This window comes from Pseudomonas sp. SC11 (assembly GCF_047039205.1).
GTDB lineage: Bacteria > Pseudomonadota > Gammaproteobacteria > Pseudomonadales > Pseudomonadaceae > Aquipseudomonas > Aquipseudomonas boreofloridensis.
Map to the genome: position 1 here is coordinate 1,429,283 of NZ_CP178183.1, position 13,809 is coordinate 1,443,091.

The 13,809-nt window shown below is 61.2% G+C and carries 14 protein-coding genes; 13 read left to right on the top strand and 1 reads right to left on the bottom strand.

Going from position 1 to position 13,809, the window contains the following annotated elements; translation table 11 throughout:
- The first annotated feature begins 209 nt into the window (after positions 1-209).
- The 5 genes from ACK2SD_RS06530 to ispD all read left to right on the top strand — a co-directional run bounded on the left by ACK2SD_RS06530 (position 210) and on the right by ispD (position 5,279).
- Positions 210-1,838: a CTP synthase gene (locus tag ACK2SD_RS06530; protein ID WP_295485757.1), complete on the top strand. Its 1,629-nt coding sequence runs from the start codon at positions 210-212 to the stop codon at positions 1,836-1,838.
- Between the two features lie 3 nt (positions 1,839-1,841).
- On the top strand, positions 1,842-2,687 hold the full coding sequence (gene kdsA, locus ACK2SD_RS06535; RefSeq protein WP_039579563.1) for a 3-deoxy-8-phosphooctulonate synthase: 846 nt from the start codon (positions 1,842-1,844) through the stop codon (positions 2,685-2,687).
- A gap of 153 nt (positions 2,688-2,840) precedes the next feature.
- On the top strand, positions 2,841-4,130 hold the full coding sequence (eno, locus tag ACK2SD_RS06540; RefSeq protein WP_039579560.1) for a phosphopyruvate hydratase: 1,290 nt from the start codon (positions 2,841-2,843) through the stop codon (positions 4,128-4,130).
- A 163-nt stretch (positions 4,131-4,293) separates the two neighbouring features.
- Complete coding sequence (gene ftsB / locus ACK2SD_RS06545; protein WP_029613437.1) at positions 4,294-4,575, top strand: cell division protein FtsB; 282 nt, start codon at positions 4,294-4,296, stop codon at positions 4,573-4,575.
- A complete protein-coding gene (gene ispD / locus ACK2SD_RS06550) occupies positions 4,572-5,279 on the top strand; it encodes a 2-C-methyl-D-erythritol 4-phosphate cytidylyltransferase (RefSeq protein WP_412461667.1) in 708 nt (235 codons plus the stop codon). Before ftsB ends, ispD begins: the two co-directional genes overlap by 4 nt.
- A 26-nt stretch (positions 5,280-5,305) precedes the next feature.
- Here the strand turns inward: ispD and ACK2SD_RS06555 are convergent, their stop codons facing one another.
- Positions 5,306-6,202 carry a LysR substrate-binding domain-containing protein gene (locus ACK2SD_RS06555; RefSeq protein WP_029613439.1) on the bottom strand — a complete coding sequence of 299 codons (897 nt, stop codon included), beginning with the start codon at positions 6,200-6,202 and terminating at the stop codon, positions 5,306-5,308.
- A 104-nt stretch (positions 6,203-6,306) separates the two neighbouring features.
- Here ACK2SD_RS06555 and ACK2SD_RS06560 point away from each other — a divergent pair, with 104 nt between their 5' ends.
- From ACK2SD_RS06560 to rpoS, 8 genes are all read left to right on the top strand, one after another.
- On the top strand, positions 6,307-7,419 hold the full coding sequence (locus ACK2SD_RS06560) for an S-(hydroxymethyl)glutathione dehydrogenase/class III alcohol dehydrogenase (protein WP_039579556.1): 1,113 nt from the start codon (positions 6,307-6,309) through the stop codon (positions 7,417-7,419).
- An 8-nt stretch (positions 7,420-7,427) separates the two neighbouring features.
- Positions 7,428-8,273 (top strand): S-formylglutathione hydrolase, encoded by an 846-nt coding sequence (fghA, locus tag ACK2SD_RS06565; protein ID WP_039579554.1) that lies wholly within the window; start codon positions 7,428-7,430, stop codon positions 8,271-8,273.
- Between the two features lie 229 nt (positions 8,274-8,502).
- The gene (gene ispF / locus ACK2SD_RS06570; protein ID WP_039579552.1) at positions 8,503-8,976 is read left to right on the top strand and encodes a 2-C-methyl-D-erythritol 2,4-cyclodiphosphate synthase; all 474 of its coding nucleotides are present in this window, start codon (positions 8,503-8,505) and stop codon (positions 8,974-8,976) included.
- Positions 8,973-10,031, top strand: a complete 1,059-nt coding sequence (truD, locus tag ACK2SD_RS06575) for a tRNA pseudouridine(13) synthase TruD (protein ID WP_412461668.1) — start codon at positions 8,973-8,975, stop codon at positions 10,029-10,031. The genes ispF and truD overlap by 4 nt, the downstream gene beginning before the upstream one ends.
- On the top strand, positions 10,019-10,768 hold the full coding sequence (gene surE / locus ACK2SD_RS06580) for a 5'/3'-nucleotidase SurE (protein ID WP_412461669.1): 750 nt from the start codon (positions 10,019-10,021) through the stop codon (positions 10,766-10,768). The genes truD and surE overlap by 13 nt, the downstream gene beginning before the upstream one ends.
- A gap of 41 nt (positions 10,769-10,809) precedes the next feature.
- On the top strand, positions 10,810-11,448 hold the full coding sequence (locus tag ACK2SD_RS06585) for a protein-L-isoaspartate(D-aspartate) O-methyltransferase (RefSeq protein ID WP_162889596.1): 639 nt from the start codon (positions 10,810-10,812) through the stop codon (positions 11,446-11,448).
- A gap of 199 nt (positions 11,449-11,647) precedes the next feature.
- A complete protein-coding gene (locus ACK2SD_RS06590) occupies positions 11,648-12,508 on the top strand; it encodes a peptidoglycan DD-metalloendopeptidase family protein (RefSeq protein WP_029613444.1) in 861 nt (286 codons plus the stop codon).
- A 109-nt stretch (positions 12,509-12,617) separates the two neighbouring features.
- On the top strand, positions 12,618-13,625 hold the full coding sequence (rpoS, locus tag ACK2SD_RS06595) for an RNA polymerase sigma factor RpoS (RefSeq protein ID WP_029613445.1): 1,008 nt from the start codon (positions 12,618-12,620) through the stop codon (positions 13,623-13,625).
- Positions 13,626-13,809: the final 184 nt, after the last annotated feature.

The following is a 13,809-nucleotide window of genomic DNA, read 5'->3' on the forward strand; positions in this document are numbered from 1 at the left end:
TCACAGCGGTTGCCGATTACCAAGCAGTTTTTTGCTGGGCTGATTCTTAAAATGACGAGCGAACTCCACACTGGGGATACCCCCGGTCTGTACAGACGCGGCAGTTGTTCGAGATGCACTGTGATTGACGCAGGTGATCGGGGGCTTCGGCCTTCCTTCGCTTTCTCCGGCGGCGCTGACCGCCTTAACGCAGACTTCTAGGGTTTTTCATGACGCGCTACATATTCGTCACGGGCGGTGTTGTTTCTTCATTGGGGAAAGGCATTGCCTCGGCTTCCCTGGCGGCCATCCTGGAAGCGCGGGGGCTCAAGGTCACCATGCTCAAGCTGGACCCGTACATCAACGTCGATCCGGGGACCATGAGCCCGTTCCAGCACGGTGAAGTATTCGTCACCCAGGATGGCGCCGAGACCGACCTCGACCTGGGCCACTACGAGCGGTTCATCCGCACCACCATGACCCAGAACAACAACTTCACCACCGGCCGTATCTACGAGCACGTGCTGCGCAAGGAGCGCCGTGGTGATTACCTGGGCGCCACCATCCAGGTCATTCCGCACATCACCGACGAGATCAAGCGCCGCATCATCAAGGGTGCCGGCGATGCCGACGTGGCCCTGGTGGAAATCGGCGGTACCGTGGGCGACATCGAGTCGCAACCGTTCCTCGAAGCGATTCGCCAGTTGCGCGTCGAAGTGGGCTCCAAGCGCGCCATGCTGATGCACCTGACCCTGGTGCCATACATCGCCACGGCCGGCGAGACCAAGACCAAGCCGACCCAGCACTCGGTGAAGGAGCTGCGCTCCATTGGCCTGCAGCCTGACGTCCTTATCTGCCGCTCCGACCATCCGGTCGATGCGTCTTCGCGTCGCAAGATCGCCCTGTTCACCAACGTTGAAGAGCGCGCGGTGATCTCCCTGGAAGACGTCGACACCATCTACAAGATCCCAGGCGTGCTGCATGCCCAGGGGCTGGACGATTTCGTCGTCGAGCGCTTCGGTCTGCAGTGCAACGGTGCCGATCTGTCCGAGTGGGACAAGGTGGTAGATGCCAAGCTCAACCCTGAGCACGAAGTCACCATCGCCATGGTCGGCAAGTACATGGAACTGCTGGATGCTTACAAGTCGCTGATCGAAGCGATGAGCCACGCCGGAATTACCAATCGCACCAAGGTCAACCTGCGCTACATCGATTCCGAAGACATCGAGAACCAGGGCACCCGCCTGCTCGAAGGCGCCGATGCCATTCTGGTACCGGGCGGTTTTGGCCTGCGCGGCGTGGAAGGCAAGATCACTGCGGTGCAGTACGCCCGTGAGAACAAGGTGCCGTACCTGGGTATCTGCCTGGGGATGCAGGTGGCTGTGATCGAGTTCGCCCGTAACGTGATGGGCTGGAAGGATGCCAACTCCACCGAGTTCGATCGCAACAGCGGCCACCCGGTCGTGGGCTTGATCACCGAGTGGGCCGATGCCACCGGTGCAGTCGAAACCCGCAGCGAAGCCTCCGACCTGGGCGGCACCATGCGCCTGGGCGCGCAGGACTGCCAGCTGGCGGCCGGCTCCAACGTGCACGATTGCTACGGTAAGGACGTGATCACCGAGCGTCACCGCCACCGCTACGAAGTGAACAACAACCTGCTGCCGCAATTGGTTGATGCGGGTCTGGTGGTTTCCGGTCGTTCCGAAGATGGCGCACTGGTCGAAGTGGTCGAATCCAAGGATCACCCATGGTTCGTCGCTTGTCAGTTCCACCCGGAGTTCACCTCGACCCCGCGCGACGGCCACCCGCTGTTCAGTGGTTTCGTCAAGGCTGCTCTGAAGCAGAAGAACAAGGCCTGATCCATGACCCAGAAGATCATTCGCGTCGGCAACATCGAGATCGCCAACGACAAGCCGTTCGTCCTGTTCGGCGGCATGAACGTTCTGGAGTCCCGTGACCTGGCTCTGAAGGTCTGCGAAGCATATGTACGGGTGACCGAGAAACTCGGTATCCCGTATGTGTTCAAGGCCAGCTTCGACAAGGCCAACCGATCCTCGGTCACGTCCTATCGAGGCCCGGGCATGGAAGAAGGGCTGAAGATCTTCGAAGAGATCAAGCGCACCTTCGACGTGCCGGTGATCACCGATGTGCACGAGCCCTACCAGTGCGAACCGGTAGCCAAGGTCTGCGACATCATTCAGTTGCCGGCGTTTCTCTCGCGCCAGACCGACCTGGTGGTGGCCATGGCCAAGACCGGCGCGGTGATCAACATCAAGAAGGCGCAGTTCCTGGCGCCGCACGAGATGAAGCACATCCTCGCCAAGTGCGTGGAGGCCGGCAACGATCAGCTCATTCTGTGCGAGCGTGGTTCGAGCTTCGGCTACAACAACCTGGTGGTCGACATGCTCGGCTTCGGCATCATGAAGCAGTTCGAGTACCCGGTGTTCTTCGACGTCACCCATTCGCTGCAGACCCCGGGCGGTCGCGCCGACTCGGCCGGTGGCCGTCGTGCCCAGGTCACCGACCTGGCCAAGGCGGGCATGAGCCAGGGCCTGGCCGGACTGTTCCTCGAGGCGCACCCGGATCCTGACAACGCCAAGTGCGATGGTCCTTGCGCGCTTCGTCTGGACAAACTGGAGCCGTTCCTGGCGCAGCTCAAGCAACTGGACGACCTGGTGAAGAGTTTTCCGACGGTAGAAACCGCGTAAAACCCATTTCTCGGGTAAAGTACCGCCCGTTCCGCCTCCGACCTGCCGGTCGGAGGCGTCCTTGGCCCGGCCTGCCGATCGCATGTCCGCCTGGCGCAAGGCAAGAATTCCTCAAGCTGCGTTGTTTTCGTCAATTCTGGAGTGCTTACAACAATGGCAAAGATCGTCGACATCAAAGGTCGTGAAGTTCTCGACTCGCGTGGCAACCCCACCGTGGAAGCCGATGTACTGCTCGACAACGGCATCATCGGCAGCGCCTGTGCGCCGTCCGGTGCTTCCACCGGCTCGCGCGAAGCGCTCGAGCTGCGTGATGGCGACAAGAGCCGTTACCTGGGCAAAGGCGTGCTCAAAGCCGTCGGCAACATCAACGGTCCGATCCGTGATCTGTTGCTGGGCAAGGACCCTTGCGACCAGAAAGCACTCGACCGTGCGATGATCGAACTCGACGGCACCGAGAACAAAGCAAAACTCGGCGCCAATGCCATCCTCGCCGTGTCGCTGGCGGCCGCCAAGGCCGCTGCACAGGACCAGGACCTGCCGCTGTACGCGCACATCGCCAACCTCAATGGCACCCCAGGCCAGTACTCCATGCCGGTGCCGATGATGAACATCATCAATGGCGGCGAGCACGCCGACAACAACGTCGACATTCAGGAGTTCATGGTCCAGCCGGTCGGCGCCAAGACCTTCTCCGACGGTCTGCGCATGGGTACCGAGATCTTCCACCACCTCAAGGCCGTGCTCAAAGCCCGTGGGCTGAGCACCGCCGTGGGTGACGAAGGTGGCTTCGCCCCGAACCTGGCCTCGAACGAAGATGCATTGGCCGCCATCGCCGAAGCAGTCGAGAAAGCGGGCTACACCCTCGGCACCGATGTGACCCTGGCCCTGGACTGCGCCGCTTCCGAGTTCTACGAAGACGGCAAGTACAACCTGTCCGGTGAAGGCAAGTCGTTCGACGCCGAAGGCTTCGCCGACTACCTCAAAGGTCTCACCGAGCGCTTCCCGATCATCTCGATCGAAGACGGCCTGGACGAGTCCGATTGGGCGGGCTGGAAAATCCTCACCGACAAGATCGGCGCCAAGGTGCAACTGGTCGGCGACGACCTGTTCGTGACCAACACCAAGATCCTCAAGGAAGGCATCGAGAAAGGCATCGGTAACTCGATCCTGATCAAGTTCAACCAGATCGGCTCGCTGACCGAAACCCTGGAAGCTATCCAGATGGCCAAGGCGGCTGGGTACACTGCAGTCATTTCGCACCGTTCCGGTGAGACCGAAGACTCCACCATCGCCGACCTGGCTGTGGGCACTGCAGCTGGCCAGATCAAGACCGGCTCGCTGTGCCGCTCCGACCGCGTCTCGAAGTACAACCAGCTGCTGCGTATCGAGGAACAATTGGGTGCCAAGGCCGTCTACCGTGGCCGCGCCGAGTTTCGCGGCTGAGCGAGAGATGGTAAAAAGGCAGCAGCCGTGGCTGTCTGAACGCTCTTACTGAGCTTTCAGCGCTTTCAGACTGGTTTCTGTCATCGAAGCCTGGCCTCGGCCAGGCTTCGTGCTATCGGAAGCTCGCTGCGGCCTGCGGCGGCCTTTTATCCTGGATACCTTCATGCGCAGTCCCTATTGGTTGTTCCTCGTTCTGCTGTTGTTGCTTGCAGGCTTGCAGTATCGCCTGTGGGTAGGCAATGGCAGTCTGGCGCAAGTGGCCGAGTTGCAGCAGCAGATCGCCGACCAGCATGCTGAAAATGAGCGGCTGCTGGAGCGCAATCGCGTGCTCGACGCTGAAGTGCTGGAGTTGAAGAAAGGTATGGAAACCGTGGAAGAACGGGCTCGCCACGAATTGGGAATGGTGAAGGAGGGCGAAACCCTCTACCAGTTGCCACAGAAATGACCCAACAGACGCCAGCCTTCTGGGCCGTGATTCCTGCCGCGGGCGTTGGCGCCCGCATGGCTGCCGACCGTCCCAAGCAGTATCTGCAACTGGGTCGGCAGACACTCCTCGAGCATAGCCTCGACTGTTTTCTCGGCCACCCGCTGCTCAAGGGCGTGGTGGTCAGCGTTGCCGAAGACGACCCCTTCTGGCCAGGCTTGCCCTGCGCTCGCGACACGCGCATCCGCCGCGCGACAGGCGGGCGCGAGCGTGCCGATTCGGTGCTCAATGCGTTGCTGCTGTTGCATGCGCAAGGCGCTGCCGATGATGACTGGGTGTTGGTACATGATGCGGCCAGGCCGAACTTGGCTCGCAGTGACTTGGACAAACTGCTGTCGGAACTGGCTGACGATCCTGTCGGCGGGCTGCTGGCTGTACCGGCTCGCGACACCCTCAAGCGTGCTGACGCCCAAGGCCGCGTCAGTGCCACGATCGATCGCAGTACCGTGTGGCAAGCCTACACACCGCAAATGTTCAGGCTCGGTCTGTTGCATCGTGCACTGGCCGAGTGTCTGGTCGCGGATGTGGCGGTGACCGACGAAGCGTCCGCCGTCGAGTGGGCCGGGCTGGCTCCACGCCTGGTCGAAGGGCGCAGTGACAATATCAAGGTCACTCGCCCGGAGGATCTGGAATGGTTGCGCCAGCGCTGGGCTGGTCGGCGCTGAGGCGCCTGCGCTCCAAACGCCGTGCGTCAGTCTTGTCGATACTCCGGTAATCCCGCCAACGCCTCTTTCAAGTAATCCACCAATCGTCGAACCTTCGGCGAGAGATGCCGCTGCTGCGGGTACAGCGCCCACACGGCAGTATTGGGTGGCTGGTGCGCCTGCAACAGTGACACCAGCGCGCCGCTGTGCAGATGTTCGAGCACATAATAGTCCGGCAGTTGGCACAGCCCCATGCCCTGTAGCGCAGCGTCCAGCACTGCCTGACCGCTGTTGCAGCGCCAGTTGCCTTGCACGCGCTGGCTGATTTCTCGTCCATCCTGCTGCAGCACCCACAGGTCCGAACTGCCGACCAGGCAGTTGTGTCGGGCCAGTTCCGACAGGCTGTGGGGACGGCCATAGCGCTCCAGATAGGCCGGCGAGGCACACAGGTACATGCGCCGCGGTGCCAACCGTGTGGCGATCAGCCTGGAGTCCTGCAGGCGACCCAGGCGGATGGCCAGGTCCATGCCTTCGTGTAGCAGGTCGAGGGTACGGTTGCTCAATTCCACGTCCACCCGCAGCTGTGGGTAGCGCGCCATGAAGCGTGTCACCAGCGGCACGATGAAGCGTTCGCCATAGGCCACGGCGCACGTCATGCGCAGCAAGCCCTTGGGTTCGCTGGCCAGATCGCCCATCGCCCGCAGCGCCTCCTCGCGTCCGTCCTGCAGGCGCTGACAGTGCTGTAGAAAGGTTTGCCCGGCTTCGCTCAGGGTCACTCGACGCGTGCTGCGATACAGCAGGCGGGTCTGTAGACGCTCTTCCAGTCGGACGATCTGTCGACTGATATGTGAAGAAGACACACCCAAGCGCTCGGCCGCTGCGGTGAATTGCCCGGCCTCTGCAACGGCTACGAATTCATCGATCCCTTCCCAGCGGCTGCTCATTGATTATCCCTGCATGGCAATAATGTTTTGCTAGTGCTGGGATTATTTATCAAAAGTTGGTGAATTACACTGCCTCTCTCAATAGAACCCTGCTGGAGAGCCTGATGATCAAGTCCCGCGCTGCCGTTGCCTTCGAAGCGAAGAAACCCCTGGAAATCGTCGAAGTCGACGTGGCCATGCCCAAGGCGGGCGAAGTGCTGCTGCGCGTGGTGGCCAGTGGCGTTTGCCACACCGACGCCTATACCCTCTCCGGCGCGGATCCGGAAGGTATTTTCCCCTCGATCCTTGGCCACGAAGGCGGCGCCATCGTCGAGGCGGTAGGTGAGGGTGTCACTTCCGTTGCCGTGGGCGATCATGTCATTCCGCTGTACACGCCTGAGTGCGGCAAATGCAAATTCTGTCTCTCCGGCAAGACCAACTTGTGTCAGGCCATCCGTGCCACGCAAGGCAAGGGCCTGATGCCGGACGGCACCACTCGCTTCAGCTACAAAGGCCAGCAACTGTTCCACTACATGGGCACCTCGACCTTCTCCGAGTACACCGTGCTGCCGGAGATTTCGGTGGCCAAGATCCAGAAGGAGGCTCCGCTGGAGAAGGTCTGCCTGCTGGGCTGCGGCGTAACCACGGGTATCGGCGCGGTACTGAACACCGCCAAGGTCAAACCGGGTGATACCGTGGCCGTCTTCGGTCTGGGCGGCATTGGTCTGTCGGCAATCATCGGTGCGGTGAAGGCCAAGGCCTCGCGCATCATCGCGATCGACATCAACCCGGCCAAGTTCGAGATCGCTCGCCAGTTGGGCGCCACCGATTGCATCAACCCCAAGGAATATGATCGTCCGATCCAGGAAGTGATCGTCGATCTCACCGATGGTGGTGTCGACTTCTCCTTCGAGTGCATCGGCAATGTCCAGTTGATGCGTGCGGCGCTGGAATGCTGCCACAAAGGGTGGGGCGAGTCGGTGATCATCGGTGTCGCTGGCGCTGGCCAGGAAATCGCCACCCGGCCATTCCAGTTGGTCACCGGGCGCGTCTGGCGCGGCTCGGCGTTCGGCGGCGTGCGCGGCCGCAGCGAGCTGCCGAGCTACGTGGAAATGTCCGAAAAGGGCGAAATTCCGCTGGACACCTTCATCACCCACACCATGGGTCTGGAAGACATCAACAAAGCCTTCGACCTGATGCATGAAGGCAAGAGCATTCGCAGCGTGATCCACTTCTGAGGTCAGCCATGAGCCTGGAAAACATCTCCTGTCAAAAAAGCTTCGGCGGCTGGCACAAGCGCTATCGGCACACGTCCAAAGTGCTGGGCTGCGACATGGTATTCGCCGTCTATCTGCCTCCTCAGGCTGAGCTGGGCGGGAAACTGCCGGTGCTGTACTGGCTCAGTGGCCTGACCTGCACCGACGAGAACTTCATGCAGAAGGCCGGCGCCCAGCGCCTGGCCGCCGAGCTGGGGTTGATCATCGTCGCGCCGGATACCAGCCCGCGTGGCGAGCAGGTGCCGGGCGACCCTGATGGGGCCTGGGACTTCGGCCTCGGTGCCGGTTTCTACCTTAATGCCACCCAGCAGCCATGGGCTCAGCATTACCGGATGCACGACTACGTGGTGCATGAGTTGCCGGCCTTGATCGAGGCGCATTTCCCGGCCTCCGAGCAGCGCAGCATCAGTGGTCATTCCATGGGCGGGCACGGCGCGTTGGTGTGCGCGCTGCGCAATCCGGGGCGCTATCGCTCGATTTCGGCGTTCTCGCCGATCAGTAATCCCATGGACTGCCCCTGGGGCGAGAAGGCCTTCTCCCGCTACCTGGGCGAAGACCGCTCGCGCTGGCGCGAGTGGGACGCCAGCGTCTTGCTGGCAGAGTCGAGCGACTGCCCGCCGCTGCTGGTCGATCAGGGCGATCGTGACGATTTCCTCGACAAACAGCTCAAGCCCCAGGCGCTCGAGCAGGCCGCTCGCAAGGCCGGGCATGCCCTGACCCTGCGCCTGCAACCGGGCTATGACCACAGCTACTACTTCATCGCCAGCTTCATCGATGACCACCTGCGCCATCACGCCCGTGCCTTGCACGGTTGAAAAACAGCGGCAAGCGGCAAGCGGCAAGCTGCAAGCTGCAAGAGAGAAGCAGCAAGCTGCAAGAGAGAAGCAGCCCGCGCTAGGCTTGGCTTCTTGTAGCTTGTAGCTTGTAGCTTGTAGCTTGTAGCTTGTAGCTTGTAGCTTGTAGCTTGCTCCGTGCCGTTTCCGAGCAGCCTGCGGCTGCAAATACAGGTAGAATCCCGCCCTGACTCAATCAGGGCGTTTTTCTATGCGTATTGGCCACGGCTACGATGTGCACCGTTTTGCCGACGGTGATTTCATTACCTTGGGTGGGGTGCGTATTGCCCATAAATACGGCCTGCTGGCCCATTCCGATGGCGACGTGCTGCTGCATGCCCTGAGCGATGCCTTGCTCGGCGCGGCTGCGTTGGGCGACATCGGCAAACACTTTCCCGATACCGACCCGCAATTCAAAGGGGCGGACAGCCGCGTGCTGTTGCGTCACGTCCTGGCCGTCGTGCAGGCCAAGGGCTGGAAGGTCGGTAACGTCGACGCCACCATCGTCGCCCAGGCGCCGAAGATGGCGCCGCACATCGAAACCATGCGCCAGTTGATCGCCGAAGACCTGCAGGTCGAACTCGACCAGGTCAACGTCAAGGCCACCACCACCGAGAAGCTGGGCTTCACCGGGCGGGAGGAGGGGATCGCCGTGCATGCGGTCGCCCTGCTGCTGGCCTCATGACCGAATTGGAACTGCTCGGCCCGCGCGCCAGCGGCGAGGCCCTGGGCTGCGCGGTGCTCAAGGCGACCGCCGAAGACTTTCAAGTCGACGAAGTCTTGGACATTCCCCTGTCTGGCCAGGGCGAGCACCTGTGGCTGTGGGTGGAAAAGCGTGAGCTCAATACCGAGGAGGCGGCTCGCCGCCTGGCTCGTGCCGCAGGCGTGCCGTTGCGTGCCATCAGCTATGCCGGGCTGAAAGACCGCCAGGCATTGACCCGCCAGTGGTTCAGTCTTCACCTGCCGGGCAAGGCCGACCCGGACCTGTCTCGGGCCGAGGATGAGAGCCTGCGGGTGCTCAAGCGGGTTCGCCATCAGCGCAAGCTGCAGCGTGGCGCGCATTCGGCCAATGGTTTCAGGTTGCGGCTCACGGCGCTCAATGCCGATCATTCGGCGCTGGATGCGCGTCTGGAACGGATCAAGACGCACGGCGTGCCGAATTATTTCGGTAGCCAGCGCTTTGGTCATGCCGGTGGCAATGTCCACGACGCCCTGAGCTGGGCCGCTCGCGAAGCGTTGCCGGAACAGCGCAACGTGCGTTCGCGGTTGCTCTCCACGGCGCGCAGTTATCTGTTCAATCAGGTGCTGGCTGCGCGAGTGACCGAGGGGACTTGGAACCTCGCTCAGGTCGGTGACCTGCTGGCATTCACCGATAGCCGTAGTTTCTTTCCGGCGAGCGAAGCGGAATGTTCTGATCCAAGGCTGGCCATTCTGGATCTGCATCCCACTGGACCGATGTGGGGCGCAGGGCTGCCACCCACTCGTGACGCCGTGGCGGCGCTGGAAAGCGCCGTCGGTGCACGGCAACCGGCGCTGTGTCAGTGGCTGGGCAAGGCGGGACTGGATCACGAACGGCGCATACTGCGGCTCCCTATTGCGCGCCTGACGTGGCATTATCCCGAGCCTGATATCCTGCAACTGGAATTCGTCCTTCCGGCCGGATGCTTCGCCACCGTCGTGGTGCGCGAGCTTGTGGATCTGGTGCCGGCAGGGCAGACGGACAGCCCATGCGTATTCTGATTTCCAACGACGACGGTGTCACCGCTCCCGGCCTCGCTGCGCTCTACGATGCGCTCAAGGATCATGCCGAATGCACGGTGATCGCCCCGGACCAAGACAAGAGCGGTGCTGGCAGTTCGCTGACGCTCGACCGCCCGCTGCACCCCACGCGGCTGGGCAACGGCTTCATCAGCCTCAACGGCACGCCGACCGATTGCGTTCACTTGGGGATCAATGGCCTGTTGCCAGAAACCCCCGATATGGTGGTGTCCGGCATTAACCTGGGCGCGAACCTGGGGGACGACGTGCTGTATTCCGGTACGGTCGGCGCTGCGCTGGAGGGACGCTTTCTCGGCGGTACGTCGCTGGCGTTCTCCCTGTTGTCGCGCCAGCCAGACAACTTGCCGACGGCAGCCCATGTGGCTCGACGGGTCGTGGCGGCGCAGTCGCGTCTGCAACTGCCGCCACGCACCGTGCTCAACGTCAACATTCCCAATCTGCCGCTGGAGCATATCCGTGGTGTGCGCCTGACCCGCCTGGGTCATCGTGCGCGTGCGGCAGTCCCGACCCAGGTTATCAACCCACGGGGCAAGGAGGGCTATTGGATCGCAGCGGTCGGTGACGCCGAGGATGGTGGCCCCGGCACCGATTTTCACGCGGTGATGCAGGGCTACGTCTCCATTACCCCGTTGCAGTTGGATCGAACCTTCAAGGAGGCTTTCGAAGGCCTGGAGAGCTGGCTGGAGGGCTTGCTCTGATGCGCGATCAGGACGATCTGCAACGCCGCGGCGGTATCGGCATGACCTCGCAGCGTACCCGCGAGCGGCTGATTCAGCGCCTGTACGAAGAGGGCGTGTCCAACACGCAAGTGCTCGAGACGATCCGCCGCACACCGCGCCATCTGTTCGTCGACGAAGCCCTGGCGCACCGGGCCTACGAAGACACCGCGCTGCCTATCGGCCATAACCAGACGATCTCTCAGCCATTCATGGTTGCGCACATGAGCGAATTGCTGCTCGAGGCCGGCCCGCTGGACAAGGTGCTGGAGATTGGCACCGGTTCGGGCTATCAGACCGCCATTCTGGCGCAGTTGGTGGAGCGGGTGTTTTCGGTCGAGCGCATCAAGGTACTGCAGGATCGCGCCAAGGAGCGACTGGTCGAGTTGAACCTGCGCAACGTGGTGTTCCGTTGGGGGGATGGGTGCGAGGGCTGGCCTGCTTTGGCGCCCTATAACGGCATCATCGTCACCGCAGTGGCAGCGGAAGTGCCGCAGGCGCTGCTCGATCAGTTGGCACCGGGTGGCCGTCTGGTGATTCCGGTCGGTCCAGCGGGGGAGGCTCAGCAACTGCTGCTCATCGTGCGTGAGGAGCACGGTTTCTCTCGACGGGCGCTGGGCGCTGTGCGTTTCGTGCCTTTGCTCAATGGACCGCTGGCCTGAGGGCCAGCGTCGAATCGTCAATATTTGCATCCGTAACGAATTCTTGCGGCGCCTGCCTGTCTATCAGGCGGTATGAGGCAATCCCACTTACAATTGCCGCACGCGTGAGCGCAGCAGCCAATCACGCTGGCCTCGGTTATAATTGCAACAATATTGCATATCGTCTTATCCAGATTTCGGCACCATGAGGGGAGCGCGGGTGGGTCACACAATCATTCGGCAGCGCAAGGATTGGTCGGGTTTCAAGCTACTGGTGATTGCGCTGGCCATGGGAACCCTGCTGGCGGGATGCTCCAGCACCGGTTCCAGTGGCGCCCGGGTGGTCGATCGCAATAGCGCGGCGCCCAAGCGTCCCACCGTGACGTCCGGCCAGTATGTGGTCAAGCCGGGTGACACCTTGTTCTCCATCGCTTTCCGTTATGGCTGGGATTACAAAGAGCTGGCCGCGCGCAACGGTATCGCACCGCCTTACACCATTCGTCCTGGTCAGCCGATTCGCTTCAGCAGCGGCTCCGGTGGCAGCACCACGGTAGTCACTTCAGGCCCATCCTCGTCGAGCCGTACCACGGTCACTCGGCGCCCAGTCGGCGCATCCTCTTCTCCAGCAACAAATCGTGACAAGTCGGCAACTGCCCCCTCTGTTGCCACTGCCCCAGTCGTGACCCAGGTGCCAGCGGCTGAACGTGCTGTCGGTGGCTGGACCTGGCCGGCCAATGGCGTGTTGATTGGAAAATTTGCTTCAAACGGTAGTTTGAATAAAGGCATTGATATCGCCGGGGATTTGGGACAGCCTGTTTTTGCTGCATCTGACGGTGCTGTGGTTTACGCCGGGAGCGGTTTGAGGGGCTACGGCGAGCTCATCATCATCAAGCACAACGATACCTACGTCAGTGCCTACGGCCATAACCGCAGGCTGGTGGTTCGGGAGGGGCAGCAGGTCAAGGCAGGGCAGACGATCGCGGAAATGGGGTCCACAGGCACTGATCGGGTAAAGCTGCATTTCGAAATTCGCCGCCAGGGCAAACCCGTCGACCCTCTACAATTTCTGCCACGCCGTTGATTGTTGCACCAGCCTGTTCCTGAGGACGTAACGGGGACAGGCTTTAGCGCTGCCAGGGAATCAGGTGACGCTAGAGTCTGAGGTTCGAACTCAGCAAAGGACTATAACAATGGCTCTCAGCAAAGAAGCGCCGGAGTTTGACATCGACGATGACCTCCTAGTGATGGAGACAGGCATCGTTTTGGAAACGGATGTGGTGTCAGACGAACCTGTAGTACCTCCGGTTCGGACCAGGGCCAAGTCCGGCTCATCGCTCAAACAGCACAAGTACATCGATTACAGCCGTGCGCTCGACGCTACGCAGCTGTACCTCAACGAAATCGGTTTTTCACCGCTGCTCTCTCCTGAAGAAGAGGTGCACTTCGCGCGTCTTTCCCAGAAGGGTGATCCTGCAGGTCGCAAGCGCATGATCGAGAGCAACCTGCGTTTGGTGGTGAAGATCGCTCGGCGTTACGTCAATCGTGGCCTTTCGCTCCTGGATCTCATCGAAGAGGGTAATCTGGGCCTTATCCGCGCGGTCGAGAAGTTCGACCCTGAGCGTGGGTTCCGTTTCTCAACCTATGCCACTTGGTGGATTCGCCAGACCATCGAGCGGGCGATTATGAACCAGACCCGCACCATTCGTCTTCCGATCCATGTGGTCAAAGAGCTCAACGTCTATCTTCGGGCAGCGCGCGAGCTTACCCAGAAGCTCGATCACGAGCCATCCCCAGAGGAAATCGCCGGGTTGTTGGAAAAGCCGGTGGCCGAGGTCAAGCGCATGCTGGGCCTCAACGAGCGAGTCTCCTCTGTGGACGTGTCACTGGGTCCTGATTCGGACAAAACCCTGCTCGATACGCTTACCGATGACCGCCCCACCGATCCTTGCGAACTGCTGCAAGATGATGACCTCTCCCAGAGCATCGACCAATGGCTGGGCGAACTCACCGACAAACAGCGTGAAGTCGTGATCCGCCGCTTCGGCCTGCGTGGCCACGAGAGCAGTACGCTGGAGGATGTTGGCTTGGAAATTGGTCTGACCCGGGAGCGGGTTCGCCAGATCCAGGTCGAAGGTCTCAAGCGTCTGCGTGAAATTCTTGAGAAGAATGGGCTCTCCAGCGAATCCTTGTTCCAGTAACCGCCTGCAGGCCAGTCGACAATGCCCCGCTGATTCCGGGGCATTTTTGTGGGCGATGGAAATGTTTCACGCTGGTCGCTTTGCAGTTTGGGCTGTAGGAGATCGCTTACCAAAGCTGTAAGCCTTAATGCGTAGTGTAAGTAAAGTATTGTCGTTTGCAGCTTGGGTATTTTTATAACTATAT